Genomic DNA, 19,508 nt, shown 5'->3' on the forward strand with positions numbered 1-19,508 from the left:
TAATTGACTAATATAAATTTTACTTATATATGTAAACTCAATCTTTAAAAATATTTTTATTCTTTCCCATTATTAAAATCGTACTATAAAAAGTGACTTAAATATATTTATTTAATCTTAAATATATAGTTAGGATTCGTATATTTGTCTCTAACTAAGACAGATGCCAATTCTGACTCATTCTTAGTTATCTCATCTACATAACTGTCTACATTTAAAATTTCCTCGAAAGCCTTTGTAAACGATGAAATGATTAAATCTAGTCGTATATCCCTTCCAAGAAGAGATGATAGATTATTAACCCTGTACTTAATCATGTTTATCTCCTTGTTTCTCAGAGTCTTGGGTGGTATAATCAGAGTTTTGTGTAGCAAATCAAGGTTTGAGTTTATCAGCAGTGTTCCGTGAAGTAGATACTTACCATTAGATATGTAACCAGCGTTTCCTGAAATCTTATAGTGCTTGTAAGCAATATCAGTTTGATTGTAAATCTCTACCCTATCCCCTATTATATGCTCTACAGCATTTATTGTGCCCTTTAAAAGAAATCCATAAAGGAAATCTATACCCTTTACTTTCACATCTTTATTTTCAACAATTACTGTGTAGTTAAAATTCCCCATGTCATGATAAACTGTCCCTCCTCCCGTGATCCTACGAATTACGGGAATTCCTAACTGATTAGTTACCTCAATATTCACCTCATCCTTAACCTTCGACAGTACTCCCAAAACTACACTAGTACTATTTCTCCATAATCTCAGTACTATACTGTTATAGGCGAATAGAGCCTCATCTATGGCTACATTTAAATAAGGATCATTAGGATACTCACTTATCAGAACGCGTAATTTCATTTAAGTTTTAATTTTAACTATGCTTTATATATCATGTGCAATACGAGATTAAGGTACCAGAGGATATTTGGCCAAGGAGGAGAGATTGGGACGGAGAAGTAGTGTCGGTTTATGTAAGGGAGGGGAATTATGTAGATTTTGACGATCTAGTTGCTGAAGTGGAGATTGAAAAAGTGGTACTGAAAATTTTATCCCAAGTTAAGGGAAGGGTTCTGAAGGTGTTAGTCAACCAGGGAGATAAGGTAGGACCGGGATCCACATTAGTATTAGTGGAAGTGAGCTCAGATGAAAAGCGAAGTGGTCGTGAGGATTAACGAGAACTTCAAGAAACTTAGCAGGATAGTGTCTGAGAAAGGGATATCCACTGTATGCGAGGAAGCTCTATGTCCAAATATCATGGAGTGTTGGGGATCAGGAACTGCTACATTCATGATAATGGGAGATATCTGCACAAGAGGTTGTAGGTTTTGTTATGTAAAAAAGGGTAAACCAGTCCTACTAGACCATGAGGAGCCAATAAAGGTAGCAGAGGCAGTAAGGGAAATGGGTTTAGACTATGTTGTTATAACCAGTGTTGACAGGGATGATTTAGTAGATGGGGGAGCTGCTCATTTTTCTCGAGTTGTTAAAGCCGTTAAAGAGATGAATCCTGACGTCATAGTTGAGATCCTTACACCAGATTTTATGGGAAATAAAGAATTAGTAGAGAAAGTAATAGAATCCGGCGTAGATGTGTTTGCCCACAACGTGGAAACAGTAAGAAGACTGACTCCATTAGTGAGGGACGCAAGGGCATCATATGAACAGAGTTTGAGAGTAATTAGTTACGCTAAAAACGTTGTCAAAAAATCCTCTATTCTTTTAGGTCTTGGGGAGAGCTTAGAGGAAGTAGTTGAAACCATGAAGGATTTGAGAAATGTCGGTGTGGATATTTTAGTCCTCTCCCAGTACATGAGACCCAGTATTAAACAACTGGAAGTTAAGAAACGTTATAACATGGAGGAATACAAGGAACTTGAAAAAATAGCTTATTCTTTAGGTTTTTCATATGTCGTTGCACTACCTCACGCTAGAACTTCCTACAGGGCAAAAGAGGCTTATTTGAGGGCGATGGCAAATGTTAAGAGTAATAATAGACGGTCCTAGGGATCCGCATTATAATATGGCAATTGACGAAGCCATAATGGGTCTCAGACCATATGTAAAATATGACACACTGAGAATTTACATGTGGTCTCCCTCAGGTGTGAGTATAGGGAGATCACAAGACGCTCAAAGGGCAGTAAATATAGAAGAAATAAAGAGGTTAGGGTTTAAGCTAGTGAGAAGACCTACAGGAGGAGGAGCACTTTTACATCCCGAAAATAACGAGATAACCTATAGTGTTGTATTATCACTAGATAACCCATTAGCTAAAATCCCTGTGGATGAATCTGCCTCATCCATAGCCAGAGGTATAATTGATGCTCTACAAACAATAGGTTCTAGTGCTAAGGTAAAGGATTTTGGAGATAAGGAGAAACACGATCTCTGCTACTTGAGAAGAGGGTCCAGCGACGTAATCCTAGGAGGAAAGAAGATCTCTGGATCAGCTCAAGTTAGGAACGATAGGGCACTTCTACAACACGGTACACTTCTGCTTAGATTTGAACCTGAGGTTTGGCTAAGGGTTATTAATGCGCCAGGATATGACCATGAAATGCTCAGAAATAGGATAGCAGGCTTATATGAGTTCACGGACGTAAAATTAGAGAAAATAATTGACAGCTTAGTTAAAGGTTTTTCGAAAGAGTTAGGGGATGAAACTTTTATAGGAAGCTTAACTCCTGAAGAAGTCCAACTATCACTAGAGCTATATCAGAAAAAATATTCTAACGATTTATGGAATCTTAAGGGCTCTCTAGAACAATTTTGAACCTTCTAGTTCTCTAAGATCCCACAGGAGTAATGAGAGTCCTTTGTCACCTCGTGGTAAGTGAAGATAATACTACTTTAAACATGTTAGATATTTTCTCTTATGATGTTTACAAAAAATTATTTTTTAACTTAAAAGACACATAGATACACGTGAGAGAAGACTTTGATCAATTGCTATTTGGGCTAGCTGGTGTGATCTTTTTAGAAGGGCTAGGTATAGCTCTGGATGTAGTAGGACAGTATGCCATAGGAAGTGTTCTTATCGTTATTGCAACAGTCTGGATCTTGTCTATTTACTTCTTCATGAAGTACATTGAGAAAAAAGACTCAGAAAATGAGGAGAACGAAGATAACTCATATAATAATTTCTGATTGAGTTCTCGTATTCGATACTAAATTCCATCTCTGACTTCCTCCACACCATAAATGGCGAGGCTTTCATCATTTTGTAAGCTGTATCTTTAATATCTCCTTTAAATTATAAAGTTTTTAACACTATCAGTGGTTATTATGAATATGATTAGAAGATCTCAGTTATATGTGCCTTCAATATCTGAAAAGATGATAAGAAAATCCATCGAGCTCAAAGCTGACTCCATAGTATTTGATCTCGAGGATGCAGTACCACCAGAAGATAAAGAAAAGGCTAGAGAGTTACTGGTAAAGCTGATCAATGAACTGGAATGGAGAAATAAGGAGTTATGTGTCAGGATGAATTCGCTTCAACTAGTAGACGCATATAGGGACATTGTTACCATTTCTAAGTTAGACAAGATCTCTTGCATAGTTGTTCCTAAAGCTGAGGGTGACTTATCATTCCTGCATAAAGCTACAGGAAAAGATTTAATTCCCCTGATAGAGACAGGAAAGGGTTTGATAAAAGTAGAGGATATAGTTAGATCTGAGGGAGTTGTAGGCGTAAGCTACGGTATCGCAGATTTATCACTCTCGGTAGGGGGAGATTATAACTTTTACGAGAAAAATGAGTTTGTTAAAACTTATGTTGTGACCACCGCTAAGGCTTACGATGTCGATCCTATAGATAAGGTGTATTTTGATCTAAAGAATGTAGACGGTTTCAGGAGAGAATGCGAGGAGGCAAAAAAACTGGGTTTCGTAGGCAAACAAGTAATTCACCCCACACAAGTCGAAATAGCTAACCAGGTGTTCTCCCCAACTGCAGAAGAGATAGAGTGGGCTAGGAGGGTCATTGAGGCTTATGATAATGCAAAGAGAGAGGGAAGGGGAACAATAAGGCTTGATGATAAACTGGTGGACTATGTACATTATAAGATAGCAAAGAGAATACTTGAGTTTCAGAACCTATAAATAGACCATGTTCCTAAGCCCACAGCACAGAGTTCTTTGTCTCCATCGTAAGCATAAATCTGCACAGTAACCAATTTGTTTCCCTTATTTACTACTTTAGCCTCTACTGTAAATGGACCTTTATTCATTGGTTTGAGGAAGTTGATTTTTAGCTCTGCAGTGACTTCATCCTTAACTTCACTCAATGAAAGCACTGCCATACTACCTGCATAGTCTATAGCCGAAAACATTATACCACCGTGCAACATTCCTCCTAGTCTAGTAAGTCTCTTATCAAAATCGAATTTGAGGAGTGAATAACCATTCTCAACTTTTTCGAATCTTATTCCTATAAAATTAAATACTTCTTCTTGTTTTAATCTCTCATTTAGTTCCTCTGATGATATGAGCATACGATATCTTTTCGTAGCTAAAGAATATAAATCTGAAATTAGATTGCACGAATATCATAGCTTATTAGGATTGGCGAGAACATTATATTTAATGACCTAAGATGCCACCCTTAACAATATTAGCTGATGTGGTACTTAATGAGATACGTGATGAGATTAAAAGAAGATTAGGCAAACAAACGCCCGAAGAAGTAACAATTAGATTTGTAGAGTATTTACCACCACAAGTTTTAGGATATGTGAGAGATGGGGATTACACTATATATGTAAACCTTCAACAATACACTAGAGCTAAGTCTTCAGGCTACGAATATGAGTATTTATATGTTATACTATTGCATGAATATCTTCACCTAATTGGTATAGCTGATGAAAGAGAGGTTAGGAGAATAGACCTGGAAATAATAGAGGAGAGATTTGGTCAAAATAGTAGGGCATACAGGATAGCCTTAAAGTTAGCTGATCCCAGAGATGTGTATTTAAAGAACTCGCAGAAATTCGGTAGACCCAATATGTATATCTGAAATCATATAGTCATACTACAATTTTATTATGATACTGTTTGTCATTTTAATCCGTGATAGATAATGTTTATTCTTATTTATTTATCACTATACCATATTACTAAACTTTAAAAATATGGAGACTGTTTATATCTCGAAGAGATTTGGCAGAGCTTAAAATTGTCGTTAGTATAAAGCAAGTTCCAGACGCTGATGACCTCAGAATAGATCCAGTAACAAATAACCTGGTCAGAGAAGGTGTACCGGCCGTAATAAACCCACCAGACTACCATGCAATAGAAGAGGCAATTAGACTAAAGGAAAGGTTTGGCGGAAAGACTATGGTCTTGACTATGGGACCAGGACAGGCAGAGGTAGCTCTTAGAGAAGCACTAGCCATGGGAATTGATGAAGCTTACCTAATAAGTGATAGAGCAATGGCTGGTGCTGATACATGGGCTACATCTTATACTGTGGCTAAAGCAGTTCAAAGACTAGGGGGCGCTGACATAATCCTTTTTGGTAGAAGAGCTGTCGATGGAGAAACAGAGCAGGTAGGTCCACAAACAGGTAAATGGTTAGGAATTCCAGTTGTAGCTTATGTTAGAGAGATAAGAAGTATAGAAAACGGTAAAGCAGTTGTAGTGAGGACAACAGAATTCGAGGAGGAAGTTATAGAGGTTCCATTACCAGCCGTATTCACGATTTTAGAGACAGCAAATAAGCCAAGACAGCCTGATATACTCTCTCTGATAAAGGCTAAGACTGCTAAGGTCACAGTATGGAATAAAGACGATATTAAGGCTGAACCAACAAAAATTGGTCTTGCAGGATCTCCTACTAAGGTTATAAAAGTAAGCCCACCACCAAAGACGAGAAAACCTGAAATTATAGACGGTAAGAAAGATCCTGAGAAGGCAGCTGAGTGGTTCTTGAATAAGATATATGAATCCCTGAAGGAGGCTGAAAGTTCTCTTAAAGAATACGTTAAGCCAAAGGCTAAGGTCAAGGTGAATTCTGAGATTTGGGTTTACATAGATCACATTGGTGACAGAATTAACAAAGCATCTCTAGAAATTTTGAGCGAAGCCAGGAGAATAGCAGATCTAATGGATACCTCAGTTGCAGGAGTAGTGATAGGTGGAGAGAGCGTAAAAGGTATAATTAATGAAGTTTATGAGTACGGTGCTGATAAAGTATATTTTGCCGAGACAAAGGGATATGATAGATATGATAATGAGGTTTACACCAAGGCTCTAGCAAAGTTAGCTAAGAAATATAAGCCAGAGGGAATATTCTTCCCTGGTACTAGAGCTGCTAGGGAATTAGCATCTACATCAGCTATAGAGATTGATACTGGATTAATTGCTGATTGTACGAATTTTGATGTTGACGATAAGGGAGTGTTATTGGCAACTAGACCTGACTTCGGAGGAAAGGAAATGTCCACTATAGTGTGTCCAAGACACAGACCAGTGATGGTCACTACCAGAGCCGGTGTATTTATGCCATTACCCAGGATCCCCGGAAGGACAGGAGAATTAATAAAGGAAGAAATAGAAGATTTGTACAGTAGGTTAAGAGTTCTAGAATATAAAAACATAGAGAAAAGGAATATATTGACTGAGGCTGATATAGTTGTAGGTGTAGGTAGAGGTATAAAGAGCCCAGAGAACATAAAGAAGTTTGAAGAGTTAGCTACAGCGTTAGGTGGTGTTGTAGGTGTGTCTAAACCATTAGCCGACATGGGTTGGTATCCAAAGGATAGGCAAATCGGTCAAACAGGAACTACCATAAGACCGAAAGTTTATATTGCCCTAGGTGTTTCAGGTGCTGTACAGCACTTAGTAGGTATATTATCTTCAAGGAAGATTGGTGCTATCAATCTTGACCAGTCCGCCCCGATATTTGACAACTGTGACTTTGGAGTAGTAGGAGATATATTTGAGATTGTTCCAAAAATGATGGAGTTAATTAAAAAGAAGGGGGAATGAAAAGTGGAGTTTGATGTTATAGTTATAGGAGCAGGACCGGCAGGATCAGCTGCAGCTCTTACTGCAGCGAAAGGAGGAGCTAAAGTACTTCTCCTGGAAAAGGGACCTGAACCAGGATCAAAAAATGTTTCCGGAGCAATGATAAGGACAGAGGAAATCGCAAAAGTATTTGATACATCATCAATGCCATTTGAGAGAAAGGTGAAAAATGTTGATTTAATATTCATGGATTCTACAGGAAAAGTGAGAATCAGTGTAGATATATCATCAGGTCTGATAAACGTAGGTAGACTTAAGCTCGATAAATGGATGGCTCAACAAGCTGAGAAAGCTGGTGCAGTTTTAGTAACTAAGACCACCGCTTTGGGTGTAGAAAAAGATGGTGAAAAATACAAAGTAGTTACTGACAGGGGAAGTATTAGTGGAAGCAAGGTTGTTTTAGCCGAAGGAGTTAATGCGTTAATTTCTATGGGAATGAAAATTAGACCTGATTTAGAGCCTGAACATTCCGTTCAAGCTGTAAAGGAAGTATATAATTTGAATAAGGATGAAATAAATAAGAGGTTAGGATTTAAGAGCGATGAAGAGGGTTCGAGCTGGAGAATATTTGGCACTAACCCAGTTCCTTATGCTGGATTCCTTTACACTTACAAAGACGCTATTGCAATCGGTGTAGGTATTCCAATGTCTATACTCGTAAAGAAGAAGATCTCTCCTTACACAGTATTGGATGAACTTAAAGAGAGACTAGGAATTAATGAACTTGTTAAAGGTGGGTCTCTTAGGGAGTATTCTGCAAAAGTCATACCAGAACAAGGATTCCCTTCATATAGAGCCTGTTCAGGTAAAATATACCTTGCAGGTGACTCCATAGGTTTAATTAACGCACTGACGTTTAACGGCATAGGACCAGCAGTTATTTCTGGATCTATAGCAGGTAAAGCAGCTCTAGAGGGGTATGAGTGTTTCAAGTATGAAGAGGAGCTTATGAAAGACAAGGAGATTAAAGGAGTTGTAAAAGCTAGACCACTGATACAAGAGTTAACTAAGGAAGAGAACTTGAACTATTATGTAAACTTCCTGGGAGACGCACTTCATTCATGGGCTTATGGTTCCCTTTCCCTCAATTTAGATATGCCCAGACTTATTAAGCACTTAATGTTAGGTATGGGGGTGTTAAAAGCATGAGAATTGAGGAAAGGCTATATACTTTAAGATATAAGAGAGACGAAAAACCACACTTAGCAATAATTGAGCCCAATAAGTGTCAAAAATGTGCTGAGATTAATGGAGTACCTGAACCATGTATTGTTGTTTGCCCAGCCAATGTATACTCATGGGTAGACAACAATAGAATAGTAGTATCCTATGAGAACTGTGTTGAGTGCGGAGCCTGTAGAATAGCATGTCCATTCGATAATATTTCCTGGAAATATCCCAGATATGGTCTTGGAGTAGCATTTAGATATGGGTAACAACGAGAGATAACAAGACAATGTTAATGATGTTTTTATTTATTTTAAACATTCAAACCCTCTCTCTAAAGCTAATATTTTATTCCTCTACGCGTTTTAGAGATTGATTCTTTCGGGATGAGTATATACATTAAAGCTATTTCCTCTAACAAAACCAACAAGTGTTGCACCTGCATCCTCTGCTATTTCTATAGCTTTACTCGTTGGTGCTGAAATACCGCTTATAATTGGAATTCCTGCTTTTATTGCCTTACTTACAATTTCATAACCTATTCTACCACTAACCTGAAGTATCCCATCAGTGAAAGGAAGGCGTCTCTTATGGATTAAATTTCCTATTACCTTATCAACAGCGTTATGTCTCCCCACGTCTTCATATATACTTATTAATTCACCACTGAGTGTAAACAGAGCAGCTGCGTGTAGACCACCAGTAATATTAAATACTCCCTGGTTACTCCTCAGTTTCTCAGGGAGTGAGATGATAACCCCATTATTTATCTTTGCGTCAGACTTTAGTAATTCAATAGCATTAAGAAAACCTCTACCACAGACACCACAACTAGAGTTAATGACAAAATTCCTCGTCTCCACAAATTTACCATTGGTTAGCCTTACATGTATTTCATTATCGGATAACATACTGATTTCTTCAACATCCCTTAAACTATCAATGTAGCCCTCATAATAAAGGAACCCTAACGTAAGCTCTAAGTCATTACCTGGAGTTCTCATTATTATAGCTAAATTTTTTTCATTTACAAAAATTTGAAGAGGCTCTTCAACAGCAACAAAATCTTCAGAATTGACTCTATAACCGTCCTTAACCTTACTAATCTTGACTTTCCTTATTTGCACTACCAATCGCCTTTAATAATTTCAACAACAAATATAAACCTCTTCTTACATCAGGGTCATTAAGCTCTCTCACAATTTCGCTTAATTTTACGTCTTTTACCTCCTCCTTACCTGCTAGTATAGAGTAAATCTCATTCACATTCCTTATAAGCATGGAATTTTGTTCAGCCAAGAATGTTAAGTTTTCATCAAATTTCATGAGGACGCCATTCAGAAACTGCAATATACCTGCTTTATGAAGAGCATTTATCAACTTTAGGAACTGCTCTAATGCCTCTCTACTCTCAGTTAATTCCTCAATTAATCTGTCAAAGGTTTGAATTCCTCCCTCTTCCATTTCTCTTCCACCTGTATTCCTATTTGTTTTTTCCTCTCTTTCGTATGATACCTCCAGTTATATGTAGGTAATGGGTTATCTGTTTTACTTCCTTCTTGCAACTTTTCTATAATAACAGGCGTGTCCTTATACCCTGGAGTCCCACTGCCCTTATCTATTATGGGAGCAGTTAAGATGTTTACACCCTTGGACGGATCTGAAGCGTATAATGGAATAAATATCTCATCACCCTGAACTCTATCTGTTACTAATGCTCTCGCCTTAATCTCTCCACCAAATTTCGATTTTACCATTATGAGGTCTCCCGTATTAATCGAGTACTTTTGAGCCAATTCTTTAGAGACCTCCACAAAAGTTTCAGGTACTCTTCCTGTGAGTCCAGCTACTCTCCTCGTCATATTACCAACGTGGAAGTGCTCTAACACTCTTCCGCTATTTAGGGTTATCTTATGAACCTCGTCTCTCATTTCAACTGGTTTAATCTCTAGAGGATACATTATAGCTTTACCATCTGGTGTCTCAAATTTTTCAGTATAAAGCAGAGGTGTATCTCTGTCCCCATAAACAGGCCATACTAGACTGTTGAAGCCCTCCAATTTAGTGTAACTCACTCCATTAAATATTGGACATAGTCTAGCAACTTCATCCATTATATCTGAGGGGTGTTTATAATTCCAGTTCGCTCCCATTGCATTAGCTATCATCTGTATTATTTCCCAATCCGCCTTTGCCTCTCCAATAGGCTCCATTGCCTTGTAGAACCTCTGTATTCTTCTTTCAGTATTTACAAATGTCCCCTCCTTTTCCAGATTGGAAGCAACGGGTAGGACAACGTCAGCTAACTTAGCAGTTTCTGTCATAAACATGTCTTGAACTACCACAAAGTCAGCCTCTTCCAATGCCTTCCTGGTTAAAGGAGTACCGCAGTCCACCATCACAGTGTCCTCTCCTATAATGTACAAACCGTGTATTTTACCGTCAAGAACTCCTTCAATCATCTGGGGAATTTGAAGACCAGGTTTTTCATTGAGTTTAGCCTTCCAGTTCTCTTCGAATTTTTTAATTACTCCCTCTTCAAACTTCTGATATCCTGGCAAATAGTTAGGTAAACAGCCGAAGTCACTAACACCTTGAACATTGTTGTGACCCCTCATTGGGTAAGCCCCTGTGCCAGGTCTGCCATAATTATCAGTCAACAGTAAGAGATTAGATATCATAGTTGAAGTGTCAGCTCCATTCACGTGTTGGGTAATCCCCATTCCCCAAAGAACAACTACGTTCTTAGCATTGTGTATAAGTTCAGCCAACTTAATTATTTGAGCTTTTGGTACTCCTGTGACAGACTCAACATAATCCAAGTCAAAACCTTCAATAGACTCCTTAAACTTTTCAAAGCCATTTACACGATTCCTTATGAACTCCTTGTCCTCCCATCCTTTATCCAGAATGTATTTTGCTACACCAGCCAATATGATCGCGTCATTGCCTGATTTTGATTTTATGAACAAGTCAGCCCACTCAGCTATTTCATGCCTTCTCACATCGATTACAGCAATTTTAGCTCCTCTTATCTTCTTTGCCCTCTTTACTTTACTGCCTATAACAGGGTGACTTTCTGTGGTGTTATGACCAATCACAACAATTAAGTCGGCACTCTCAATATCCCTTATTGTTCCAGAGTCTGCTCCAAAGCCCACTGTCCTCCATAATCCCACAGTTGCAGGAGCTTGGCAATACCTGGCGGAGTTGTCCACATTATTAGTTCCTAGTACCGCTCGGGCAAATTTTTGGGCTAGATAAGCCTCTTCATTACTCATCTTGTCTGATGCGATAACACCTATAGCGTCTGGACCGTATTTTTCTTTTATTTCTTTAAATTTCCTCGAAATAAGAGAGATAGCTTCCTCCCATGTAGCCTCCCTGAACTTATCCCCCTCCCTTATCAAGGGTTTAGTGAGTCTATCTGGACTATTTACGAAATCCCACCCGAACTTTCCTTTAACACATGTGAGTATTCCATTTGCAGGAGACTCTGGCTTCGGTTCTATCTTTAATATTTTTCTTCCCTTAGTCCAAACTTCGAATGAACATCCAACACCGCAGTAAGTACAAACTGTCTTCGTCCTTTTTACCTGAGTTTCTCTAGCCTTAGACTCCAATTCACTTAGAGTCATAAGTAGAGAAAAGTTGTCCTCTGCTTTCCCAATAGCTTCTATAGCTTTTTTCTTTAAATCTTTGTTTATCCAGGTAAAGAATCCTGCTTCACCTAGCATGCTCTTCTCCATCAATGCATTCACTGGACATACTGTTACACAAGTCCCACAGTTAACACAAGAGGAATTTCCTATGGGATTACGATTATCCCAGACTACTCTAGGGGGGTTTAAATTCCAATCAATCCAGATTACTTCATTTACAGCAAAATCTTGGCAAGCCTCAACACACCTACCGCATAGAATACATTGTGAGGGGTCATAAGTATAAAAAGGACCAGTATCGTCTAAAGCGTATCCCTTATCCACATACTTCTGAGAGTTTATATTTAGCTTAATTACTGCTTCATGAAGCTCACAATCTCCATTATTATTTTCACAAATAGTACAGTATAACTTATGATATCGAAGTATTCTACTGACTGCAGTCTTCCTAGCATTTAATGCTCTAGGAGAATTAACGTTAATTGACATTCCTTCTACTGCCTTAGTTGCACATGATCTGACAAGTTTACCGTTAACTTCCACTATACACGTATCACAACTTTGTATCGGCGTTAAACCAGTGTTATAACATACATGAGGCACATAGAACCCTTTTTCCATAAGAGCTAAAGCTAAGCTTAATTCTGTACTCAGTTCCACCTCTTTACCATCAACTTTAACCCTTACGGAACCCATATCCTATAGTATAAACTTGCGAAAGTTATATTCTTATTGCTAATACTGTGGTAAAATTATTAAGAAAACCACAATAATAATTTCATTTATTGATAATTATTTCATTAATATGATTAAAATTCAGTTGATTTAAATTAAAATATTCCTAGGTACTTCTTAGTCATTTTAGTTCTAGGAATCTTTTGTTCGTAAAGATAGCATTAAGGTGAATTTAGGATAACCAAAGTTTAGTTTCCTTCTTCTCTATATGGTCTATTATCCACGAAAGATTAACAGGATAGAACTTAGTTACATTGACTCCCACATTGATAGTTTTTAACTCCCCATTTACAAAAGGAAATTCTCTTAGCCTATTATTATGCACATGTCCATGAATATTTCAAACATTTCCTTGAGGACTAGGCTTATGGCTGATCCACTCCCCGCCATAAAGGGTTCCTTTAGAGCGATTCACAGGTTTATGATTTACCGCCTTCACCCTCATCGTCTCATAACTAGTGAGTATCACCCACCCCACTCATCCAGCGGTAAACCAAAGGCTAGGTCTTCAGCCACTTTACCCCTATCCCTCTGGTCAAACCCTCATTCCACCCTCCTTGAGACTCAGGAACATTGTTTTTCAGCATGAGGACACTTAATTGAACTAATATACCCATTTCCACGGGTTTCCTCACGCATCATTTTAACCAAATTTAACATCTTAACGATACTATAAAAACCTCACCCCGCCTTAAAAGGCAAGGCTTGCCGATTCTCTGTCATATCCAGCAAAATTAAAGTACATACTTTCTGGACCTACGCCTGGGACATCATGGTTACCTAGTATGAAAACCTTATTTCCCCTGAGTAAACTCGTATATTCTTTCAGTTTCTTGTGGTTAATAGAGAAACCTCCTGATATATAAACTGTGTCGTTAGAGGAAACAACTTCATTCCACCTCCTGATTATGAAGTCGTCCATTTCCTTTACTTCCATAAAAGGTCTAGAACAATACTTAATAATATTTTTATGACCAAAATGATTATTCCGCAACAAACCAAATATTCTCCCTCATTGACATACTATCGATATTAACCTTTAGAAATTTCTCCCTGTATTCCCTAAAGGTTTTTGACAGATATCTCTTAGACAGAGCTTGTTTTCTAGCAAGGAGACTCTTTGTTACAGTATCGTATTCTGCGACAATCTTACCCTTTCCTAACAAACAAATTCTTAATGCAACTCCAGGATAGAGGAATCGCTTCAATCTTTCAAACTCATCAGTTTTTTCTATCTCCTTTAATTGTTTCTTAGTAGTTCCAAAGCTTATTGCTGCATGAAACCACAAACTTTCAGAGAATTTTTCCTTGCCTCGTTCAATCTTTATTAATGGCTTAAGCCTCTGGTATAGTTCCCTCTGAAGGGCTACTAATTCCATAGAAGGACTAATGTTAAAAGCAAGTACTAGACCCTTAGAACCTCTCTTTATACTGATGCCGTCAAACAAAAACCTCAGATCCTCATACTTTCCTGCAACATCAGATATAATTTGAGAAATTTCACTAATTTTCACCAGAGGTTTAGGCTTAAATGGGTAAATTAGGGTTATGTGAGGTATCTTATGAGTATTATGTAAATGAAACCTGAATTTACGAAGAAATTGTTTCAACCTATGTTTCTCCAGCACTAGTCTAATCTCTATGAGATACATTGTTATTTTACTACTTCTATAGTAGAGAAGGATATATAAAGATTGTGACTCCAATAGTGTTTTATATGTAATTAATTAAAAGACGATACACTAATTCCATTAAACTTAGTATTCACGAAGAAAATTTTTAATCTAATACTCTAGTAATATTATAGTATGAGAGTAGTAACAATAAAGGTAAATGACGATATTAATGAAGTAGCGGAAGAGATGGTTAGATTGGGTATAGCTAGATCGAAAAACGAAGCCTTCAACATAATGATCCGTAAAGGGTTGAACGAGGTTAAAAGAATTGTAGATAAGAGGAAAAAAGTTAATGACCTAGTTGAAAGATGGCAAAGGGAGGGCTTACCTATAGAGTTACCTAACTCAAACAAAATAATAGCTGACAGAGAATGAGATACTACATAGATACGAGTGCACTTATAGCATTAGTTAATGAAAAAGACCCTAACCATGAGCTTTCCCTTATGGTCATTCCAAAGGAAGGCGAGAGGATAATAAGTGATATAGTTGAACTGGAGTTATATTCTGCTTTCTCTAGAACTCTTAAACTGAGTGAGGAAGAGTTGGACGCTCTAGTAAATTATACCGTATTAAAGGGAAACTGTAAAAAGGAGGAACTGGACTTTAATAAACTATTTGAAACCGCTAAATCCTTAGCAAACATAACAAAACTAAAATCTTTAGACTTGCTTCATTTATCTGCAAGTATCTTGTTAAACTGTGAGCTTATCACACTAGATAAAGAACTGGAAAACGCAAGGGATAAAATATCGTCCTATCTCCCCTAAAGTCTCTTTGACTGAGACGAGATGACTAAAATTAATTAATTTGTTGCACAAGTTGTAGGATTATTAATTTAGCAATCTTAATTTTTATTATGAATTTTAGTTCGATTAGTCTTCTTTATTGAATACTTACAAGAGCAAATTTCTGTAGATTATGTATATTGCTACAACTATCAGAACAACTCCAAATACTTTCCTGAGAGTACTTCTTGGTGATTTTGACGCGAGTAGAGTACCTATATATCCACCGCCTACCCCACCTACCAAGAGAATTAAGGACAAGATATAGTCAACTTCACCATAAGATGCATACGTTAATGCAGTCGAAACGCCGAAGGTTCCTACAGAGATAAGTGATGTGCCAATAGCTGAAATGATACTCATAGAGGTACTAAAGAGTAGTGCAGGAACTATAAGAAATCCCCCTCCTATACCTAGAAATCCAGAGGCTAAACCGACTAAAAAGCCCGTGTATATTATCCTAATGTTAATACGATATTTTGATCTTACTACACTACTATCACCACTGCCTTTTGTCTCATTTAGGTTCTCCTTACACTTGCTCTTAATCATCCTCAAACCAATGAAAATCATTACTGTCCCAAATACTATTAAAATGAGACTCCCTGTAGTAAGGTAGCCGAAATATGCACCTAATATTGAGCCGATAACACCTGGAACGGAAAATACGACTCCCTCAAAGACTCTGACATTTCCTTTTCTCCAGTGAATGAATGAATTAATATAGGCATTTAAGCCCACTGCTAGTGCTGAAGTTCCTAAAACTAAGTGGGTCATGTTAGAATAGTTACCAAAGCTAGAAGAGTCGTTACCTAAACCAACAAAGTATAATAATAGGGGAACTGCAAGTATTGATCCACCCCCTCCTATAAGACCTAAGATAAGCCCGATAATGAAACCAGAGATAATTACGAGGATATATTGTATAAGTGTTAAGGGCAACTCGATGTACGGAATCATAATATACTTTATATCAAATAAGATAAAAAAACTTATGTTATAAAAAAGTAACAATTCGTTTACATGTATCTCTTTAACACTGACATAGGGTTAGTTATATTAGCTACTAATAGGGTTTCCTCAGGGCTATGACCAAAGGCAAAAGCTAAGAGTTGTGAGAAGTAGGCTAAAGGAATTTCTAAATCTTTTCCATATTTTTCAGCAATCTTTCTCATATTTGTCTCAATGGCTACATGACCCAATGGACAATCTGTAACTAAAACCTCTGCACCATTCCTTTTAGCCTCCTTTAATATTCTAGCCTCAAGGTGCATAGCCACCTCCACGTCAGAATACACATGAGGACCTCCACAACACATGGTCTTAGCTTCAAATGGAACAACTTCAGCTCCTATGGCCTTAAGTATCTCGTCCATAAAGAATGGTCTCTCTGGGTCGTCTTTCAGTGGAGCCATACCCGTAAGTAAATACTGCTTGGGTCTTGAATATAGGCATCCATAGTATGGAGCAACCTTTAGTCCCGTTAATGGTCTCTTAACCTTAGCCTTCACTCCCTCTATTCCTACAGTATTATATACATACTCAACTGCGTGAATCAACATGAGTTTCAGATCATACTTAACTGTGCCCATCTTCTCTAAATAATTATTAGCCTTCTCTCTGACCTTTGGATATTTTGACATGTAGTATTGAGCCCTTGATAGTGAGTAGTGACAGCCGGGACAGGCAGAAACAACTGCGTCTGCACCCATTTCTCTAGCTAAAGATAGATTCCTTGCAGGTAACAATAGACCAGCCATAGTGTTCACATTCTTAACTTCTAAAGCACCACAACAATTGTAGTCCTCAATTCTGTCTAAAGGTATTCCCAAATCTTGCGCCACTAACTTAAGTGAAACTTCATATGTCTTTCCTAAACCGTCTAGTGCACAACCTGGATAAAAGGCTATTTTACCATAGGGATTACTCATTCAGGAACCACCTCCTCTTTCATTGCTTCCTCTAATACTTCCTTGATTTTATCCCAATTTTTCACCCTATTGGGTTTTAGAACATCTCCTACTAATTTACCTTTCAACATTGCAGCACCAATGGATATTAAATCCTTTATACCCAAAGTAACCATTCCTGCCTTTGATGCAGCCATTCCCAATGTCAACTCTGATATTCTACCTCCATTTCTCATAACTGTTTCCAGGAAGAGGTCATCAAATATAGTTCCAGGATCCTTTTTAACTAAGTTATGTTTTAAAAAGTAATTATGTATGGAGTGAACGACCTCTTCTACCATGACTCCTTTAGGACATCTATGGGTACATTTTTGGCATGAGACACATCTCCACAGTGAATCCTGTAGTTGGATCAACGCTTGCTTATCACCTTTTCTCGCTAAATCAATAAACTTCCTCGGTCCAAAATCTGGGTCGTATTCTCTCATGGTACAACCTGAAGTGCATGTACCACATTGCCAACAGGCACTTATTGTAACTCCCTCTAAGGTATTTGCAACTTCGTCCCATATACTGGGGTCATAGCCAGTTTGAGTTGTTTCTACCATAAATGCGTTCCATGTTCCGTCTACTTCTACTCCATCGACTATTACTTTCTCTTTTTGAATGACTCCCTTTACTATAGGTTTTTCAGATTCAGGAATTGGCAACTTTTATCACCTTAAGAAAGGATTTTAACCCTAAGACCATGGCTGTAGTAGAAAGATGAGGAGGATAGAGACCGCCTCCCTTTCTATCCACAGCTAAAAGGGTTGCATAATCAACATAACGCACATATGCATATACCAAAAAAATAGAAGTTGAAAAATAATTATTAGTGTCCAGACCGAAAACTGACAAGATCTCTCTAAGCTCCTTCAGTGCCTCAAAATAATCATCCTTGCTGTTAAGCTTTACATTGTCCATTAATACATATGTAATTGAACCTGTGTTCTTCTTATCATTCCAGATCCACCTAGTCCATAAAGGATATTGTTCAGGCTCCAAGAAATGAATTATCTCCCTAGCCATATCCAATATATCCTCAGGTTCTTCACTTACTAGAGAGGAAAACAGCTTTAACCTCTCTGAGTAATTTAGACTTTTATCTTTCAATTTATTGTAAGCTTCCCTTATTCTACCTATTCCATTCTTTTCTAAAACATAATTAAAGTGTTTCCTAGCATAAAACACACTATCAAATAATTGCCTAACATCATTCTCAGAATTTATGTTCAATGATCTAAGGAATTTGGTCTTCTCCTCCATAGCCATTATTATCGCTTTTAATGATTCTTTCGGATTTAACTTTGCGGTGTTGGTAACCTCCTTGGCTAACATGCCATTGTATATATCTCTAACGTAATCTACGCTCAGTAACTTGCTAATGATGTATCACCTGTTGCATCTTGCCAAAATTAGACTCATCCCAAACGCCACTGGTAACGTATTGATATGCCTTTAAAGCTGCTGCATAGCCCTCAGTTATTGAGTCAGATATCCCCTTAGGACCTGTTATGGCACCAGCTAAGAATACACCTTTTCTAGTTGACTGGACGGGCAACCTGTCAGGATCAAGAGGTTTTACAAAACCGTGTTCCTCTAGCTCTAGACCTAGAACTTTAGCTACTTGCTTGGATCCTAAACCTAACTCCATTCCGTTGGCTAATATAACCATATCATAAGGTACAACTAATGCCCTGTTCAAATTCATTGTATCTTCTCCCTTTATTATTACAGTATCATTAGGACCTCTCATGAATTCCGAAATCCTACCTCTTATGAACCCAACCCTGTAATCTAATTGTGCCTTCCAATACAGCTTATCCTCCATCAGTCCATAGGTCCTTATATCCATGTAATAGATGTGGACAATTGCATCAGGTATTCTCTGCTTTATCTCCATCGCCTGTTTAATTGATATTGCACAACAGACTCTCGAGCAGTAAGTGTTCCCAACAGTGGCATCTCTGGAACCAACACATAATAATATTGCTACTCTTTTTGGAGGTGTACCTTTTGTCGTAACCAGTTTATTCTCATGGAGCATGCCCTCTATATCAGATATCTGGTATATGTTAGGAATTAATCCATACCCATACTCGTACTTTCTCCTCGAGTCAAAATGCTCAAACCCTGAGGCGGCTATTATCGCATTAACCTTCTCGGTCTTTAGGTTTCCCTTCTTATCCTTTATACTAACCTCAAATCCATCAGAAACGTTTTTCGTATTCTCAATTATACTCTCTGTTAGAACTCTTACATTACCATTCTCTTCTACACTTTTCACTAGAGGGTCAAGAACTTCAGATGCAGGTCTTAATTCAGGAAACAGAAGACTGTATTTCAACTTTTTAGGTGTACCACCAAGATAGGACTCCCTCTCCACTAATATTACATCAACTCCCATTCTACTTAATTCCTTAGCTGCTGAGAGACCTGCAGGTCCTGCTCCTACAACCAGAACCGATTTATTCACCATCTTTCCACCTTATGATAT

At 37.8% G+C, this 19,508-nt stretch carries 24 protein-coding genes; 11 read left to right on the top strand and 13 right to left on the bottom strand.

Annotated features, from left to right (window positions below; genetic code table 11):
• Positions 1 to 107: 107 nt before the first annotated feature.
• Complete coding sequence (locus SUSAZ_01555; GenBank protein ID AHC50805.1) at positions 108 to 857, bottom strand: ligase; 750 nt, start codon at positions 855 to 857, stop codon at positions 108 to 110.
• Between the two features lie 35 nt (positions 858 to 892).
• Here SUSAZ_01555 and SUSAZ_01560 point away from each other — a divergent pair, with 35 nt between their 5' ends.
• The 5 genes from SUSAZ_01560 (at position 893) to SUSAZ_01580 (ending at position 4,103) form a co-directional block, all read left to right on the top strand.
• On the top strand, positions 893 to 1,171 hold the full coding sequence (locus SUSAZ_01560) for a biotin attachment protein (GenBank protein ID AHC50806.1): 279 nt from the start codon (positions 893 to 895) through the stop codon (positions 1,169 to 1,171).
• Between the two features lie 43 nt (positions 1,172 to 1,214).
• Complete coding sequence (locus tag SUSAZ_01565; protein AHC50807.1) at positions 1,215 to 2,003, top strand: lipoyl synthase; 789 nt, start codon at positions 1,215 to 1,217, stop codon at positions 2,001 to 2,003.
• A complete protein-coding gene (locus SUSAZ_01570; protein ID AHC50808.1) occupies positions 1,975 to 2,772 on the top strand; it encodes a ligase in 798 nt (265 codons plus the stop codon). Before SUSAZ_01565 ends, SUSAZ_01570 begins: the two co-directional genes overlap by 29 nt.
• 152 nt (positions 2,773 to 2,924) lie before the next feature.
• Positions 2,925 to 3,146 (top strand): membrane protein, encoded by a 222-nt coding sequence (locus SUSAZ_01575; GenBank protein AHC50809.1) that lies wholly within the window; start codon positions 2,925 to 2,927, stop codon positions 3,144 to 3,146.
• A gap of 144 nt (positions 3,147 to 3,290) precedes the next feature.
• Positions 3,291 to 4,103 (top strand): citryl-CoA lyase, encoded by an 813-nt coding sequence (locus tag SUSAZ_01580; protein ID AHC50810.1) that lies wholly within the window; start codon positions 3,291 to 3,293, stop codon positions 4,101 to 4,103.
• Here the strand turns inward: SUSAZ_01580 and SUSAZ_01585 are convergent.
• A complete protein-coding gene (locus tag SUSAZ_01585; protein AHC50811.1) occupies positions 4,091 to 4,495 on the bottom strand; it encodes an esterase in 405 nt (134 codons plus the stop codon). The two genes, SUSAZ_01580 and SUSAZ_01585, sit on opposite strands and share 13 nt — an antisense overlap.
• Before the next feature lie 101 nt (positions 4,496 to 4,596).
• On the opposite strand from SUSAZ_01585, the gene SUSAZ_01590 reads away from it, so the two are divergent.
• The 4 genes from SUSAZ_01590 to SUSAZ_01605 all read left to right on the top strand — a co-directional run bounded on the left by SUSAZ_01590 (position 4,597) and on the right by SUSAZ_01605 (position 8,467).
• Positions 4,597 to 5,019 (top strand): hypothetical protein, encoded by a 423-nt coding sequence (locus tag SUSAZ_01590; GenBank protein AHC50812.1) that lies wholly within the window; start codon positions 4,597 to 4,599, stop codon positions 5,017 to 5,019.
• Between the two features lie 143 nt (positions 5,020 to 5,162).
• Positions 5,163 to 6,992, top strand: a complete 1,830-nt coding sequence (locus SUSAZ_01595; GenBank protein ID AHC50813.1) for an electron transfer flavoprotein subunit alpha — start codon at positions 5,163 to 5,165, stop codon at positions 6,990 to 6,992.
• A gap of 3 nt (positions 6,993 to 6,995) precedes the next feature.
• On the top strand, positions 6,996 to 8,180 hold the full coding sequence (locus SUSAZ_01600) for an FAD-dependent oxidoreductase (protein ID AHC50814.1): 1,185 nt from the start codon (positions 6,996 to 6,998) through the stop codon (positions 8,178 to 8,180).
• A complete protein-coding gene (locus tag SUSAZ_01605) occupies positions 8,177 to 8,467 on the top strand; it encodes a 4Fe-4S ferredoxin (GenBank protein AHC50815.1) in 291 nt (96 codons plus the stop codon). The genes SUSAZ_01600 and SUSAZ_01605 overlap by 4 nt, the downstream gene beginning before the upstream one ends.
• A gap of 96 nt (positions 8,468 to 8,563) precedes the next feature.
• On the opposite strand, the gene SUSAZ_01610 is transcribed toward SUSAZ_01605, so the two are convergent.
• From SUSAZ_01610 to SUSAZ_01635, 6 genes are all read right to left on the bottom strand, one after another.
• Positions 8,564 to 9,325, bottom strand: a complete 762-nt coding sequence (locus SUSAZ_01610) for a formate dehydrogenase accessory protein FdhD (GenBank protein ID AHC50816.1) — start codon at positions 9,323 to 9,325, stop codon at positions 8,564 to 8,566.
• Positions 9,300 to 9,662, bottom strand: coding sequence for a hypothetical protein (locus SUSAZ_01615; protein AHC50817.1), 363 nt, complete (start codon positions 9,660 to 9,662; stop codon positions 9,300 to 9,302). Before SUSAZ_01615 ends, SUSAZ_01610 begins: the two co-directional genes overlap by 26 nt.
• Positions 9,626 to 12,556 carry an oxidoreductase gene (locus tag SUSAZ_01620; GenBank protein ID AHC50818.1) on the bottom strand — a complete coding sequence of 977 codons (2,931 nt, stop codon included), beginning with the start codon at positions 12,554 to 12,556 and terminating at the stop codon, positions 9,626 to 9,628. The genes SUSAZ_01615 and SUSAZ_01620 overlap by 37 nt, the downstream gene beginning before the upstream one ends.
• Positions 12,557 to 13,095: 539 nt before the next feature.
• On the bottom strand, positions 13,096 to 13,212 hold the full coding sequence (locus SUSAZ_01625; protein ID AHC52414.1) for a hypothetical protein: 117 nt from the start codon (positions 13,210 to 13,212) through the stop codon (positions 13,096 to 13,098).
• 74 nt (positions 13,213 to 13,286) lie between these two features.
• Complete coding sequence (locus tag SUSAZ_01630) at positions 13,287 to 13,589, bottom strand: hydrolase (GenBank protein AHC50819.1); 303 nt, start codon at positions 13,587 to 13,589, stop codon at positions 13,287 to 13,289.
• On the bottom strand, positions 13,579 to 14,247 hold the full coding sequence (locus SUSAZ_01635) for a hypothetical protein (protein AHC52415.1): 669 nt from the start codon (positions 14,245 to 14,247) through the stop codon (positions 13,579 to 13,581). The genes SUSAZ_01630 and SUSAZ_01635 overlap by 11 nt, the downstream gene beginning before the upstream one ends.
• Positions 14,248 to 14,403: 156 nt before the next feature.
• Between SUSAZ_01635 and SUSAZ_01640 the strand changes: the two genes are divergently transcribed.
• On the top strand, positions 14,404 to 14,646 hold the full coding sequence (locus SUSAZ_01640) for a VapB-type antitoxin (GenBank protein AHC50820.1): 243 nt from the start codon (positions 14,404 to 14,406) through the stop codon (positions 14,644 to 14,646).
• Complete coding sequence (locus SUSAZ_01645) at positions 14,643 to 15,041, top strand: twitching motility protein PilT (GenBank protein ID AHC50821.1); 399 nt, start codon at positions 14,643 to 14,645, stop codon at positions 15,039 to 15,041. Before SUSAZ_01640 ends, SUSAZ_01645 begins: the two co-directional genes overlap by 4 nt.
• 126 nt (positions 15,042 to 15,167) lie before the next feature.
• Here SUSAZ_01645 and SUSAZ_01650 read toward each other — a convergent pair whose 3' ends face one another.
• The 5 genes from SUSAZ_01650 to SUSAZ_01670 are packed head-to-tail and all read right to left on the bottom strand — an operon-like array spanning position 15,168 to position 19,490.
• Positions 15,168 to 16,019 (bottom strand): permease, encoded by an 852-nt coding sequence (locus SUSAZ_01650; GenBank protein AHC50822.1) that lies wholly within the window; start codon positions 16,017 to 16,019, stop codon positions 15,168 to 15,170.
• A gap of 59 nt (positions 16,020 to 16,078) precedes the next feature.
• Positions 16,079 to 16,990: a disulfide reductase gene (locus SUSAZ_01655; GenBank protein AHC50823.1), complete on the bottom strand. Its 912-nt coding sequence runs from the start codon at positions 16,988 to 16,990 to the stop codon at positions 16,079 to 16,081.
• Positions 16,987 to 17,679: a heterodisulfide reductase subunit C gene (locus SUSAZ_01660; GenBank protein AHC50824.1), complete on the bottom strand. Its 693-nt coding sequence runs from the start codon at positions 17,677 to 17,679 to the stop codon at positions 16,987 to 16,989. Before SUSAZ_01660 ends, SUSAZ_01655 begins: the two co-directional genes overlap by 4 nt.
• Positions 17,666 to 18,349 carry a hypothetical protein gene (locus SUSAZ_01665; protein ID AHC50825.1) on the bottom strand — a complete coding sequence of 228 codons (684 nt, stop codon included), beginning with the start codon at positions 18,347 to 18,349 and terminating at the stop codon, positions 17,666 to 17,668. Before SUSAZ_01665 ends, SUSAZ_01660 begins: the two co-directional genes overlap by 14 nt.
• A 43-nt stretch (positions 18,350 to 18,392) precedes the next feature.
• Positions 18,393 to 19,490, bottom strand: a complete 1,098-nt coding sequence (locus tag SUSAZ_01670; GenBank protein AHC50826.1) for an FAD-dependent pyridine nucleotide-disulfide oxidoreductase — start codon at positions 19,488 to 19,490, stop codon at positions 18,393 to 18,395.
• Between the last annotated feature and the right edge of the window lie 18 nt (positions 19,491 to 19,508).

It is taken from the genome of Sulfolobus acidocaldarius SUSAZ (genome assembly GCA_000508305.1).
In the GTDB taxonomy this organism is placed as follows: Archaea; Thermoproteota; Thermoprotei_A; order Sulfolobales; family Sulfolobaceae; genus Sulfolobus; species Sulfolobus acidocaldarius_A.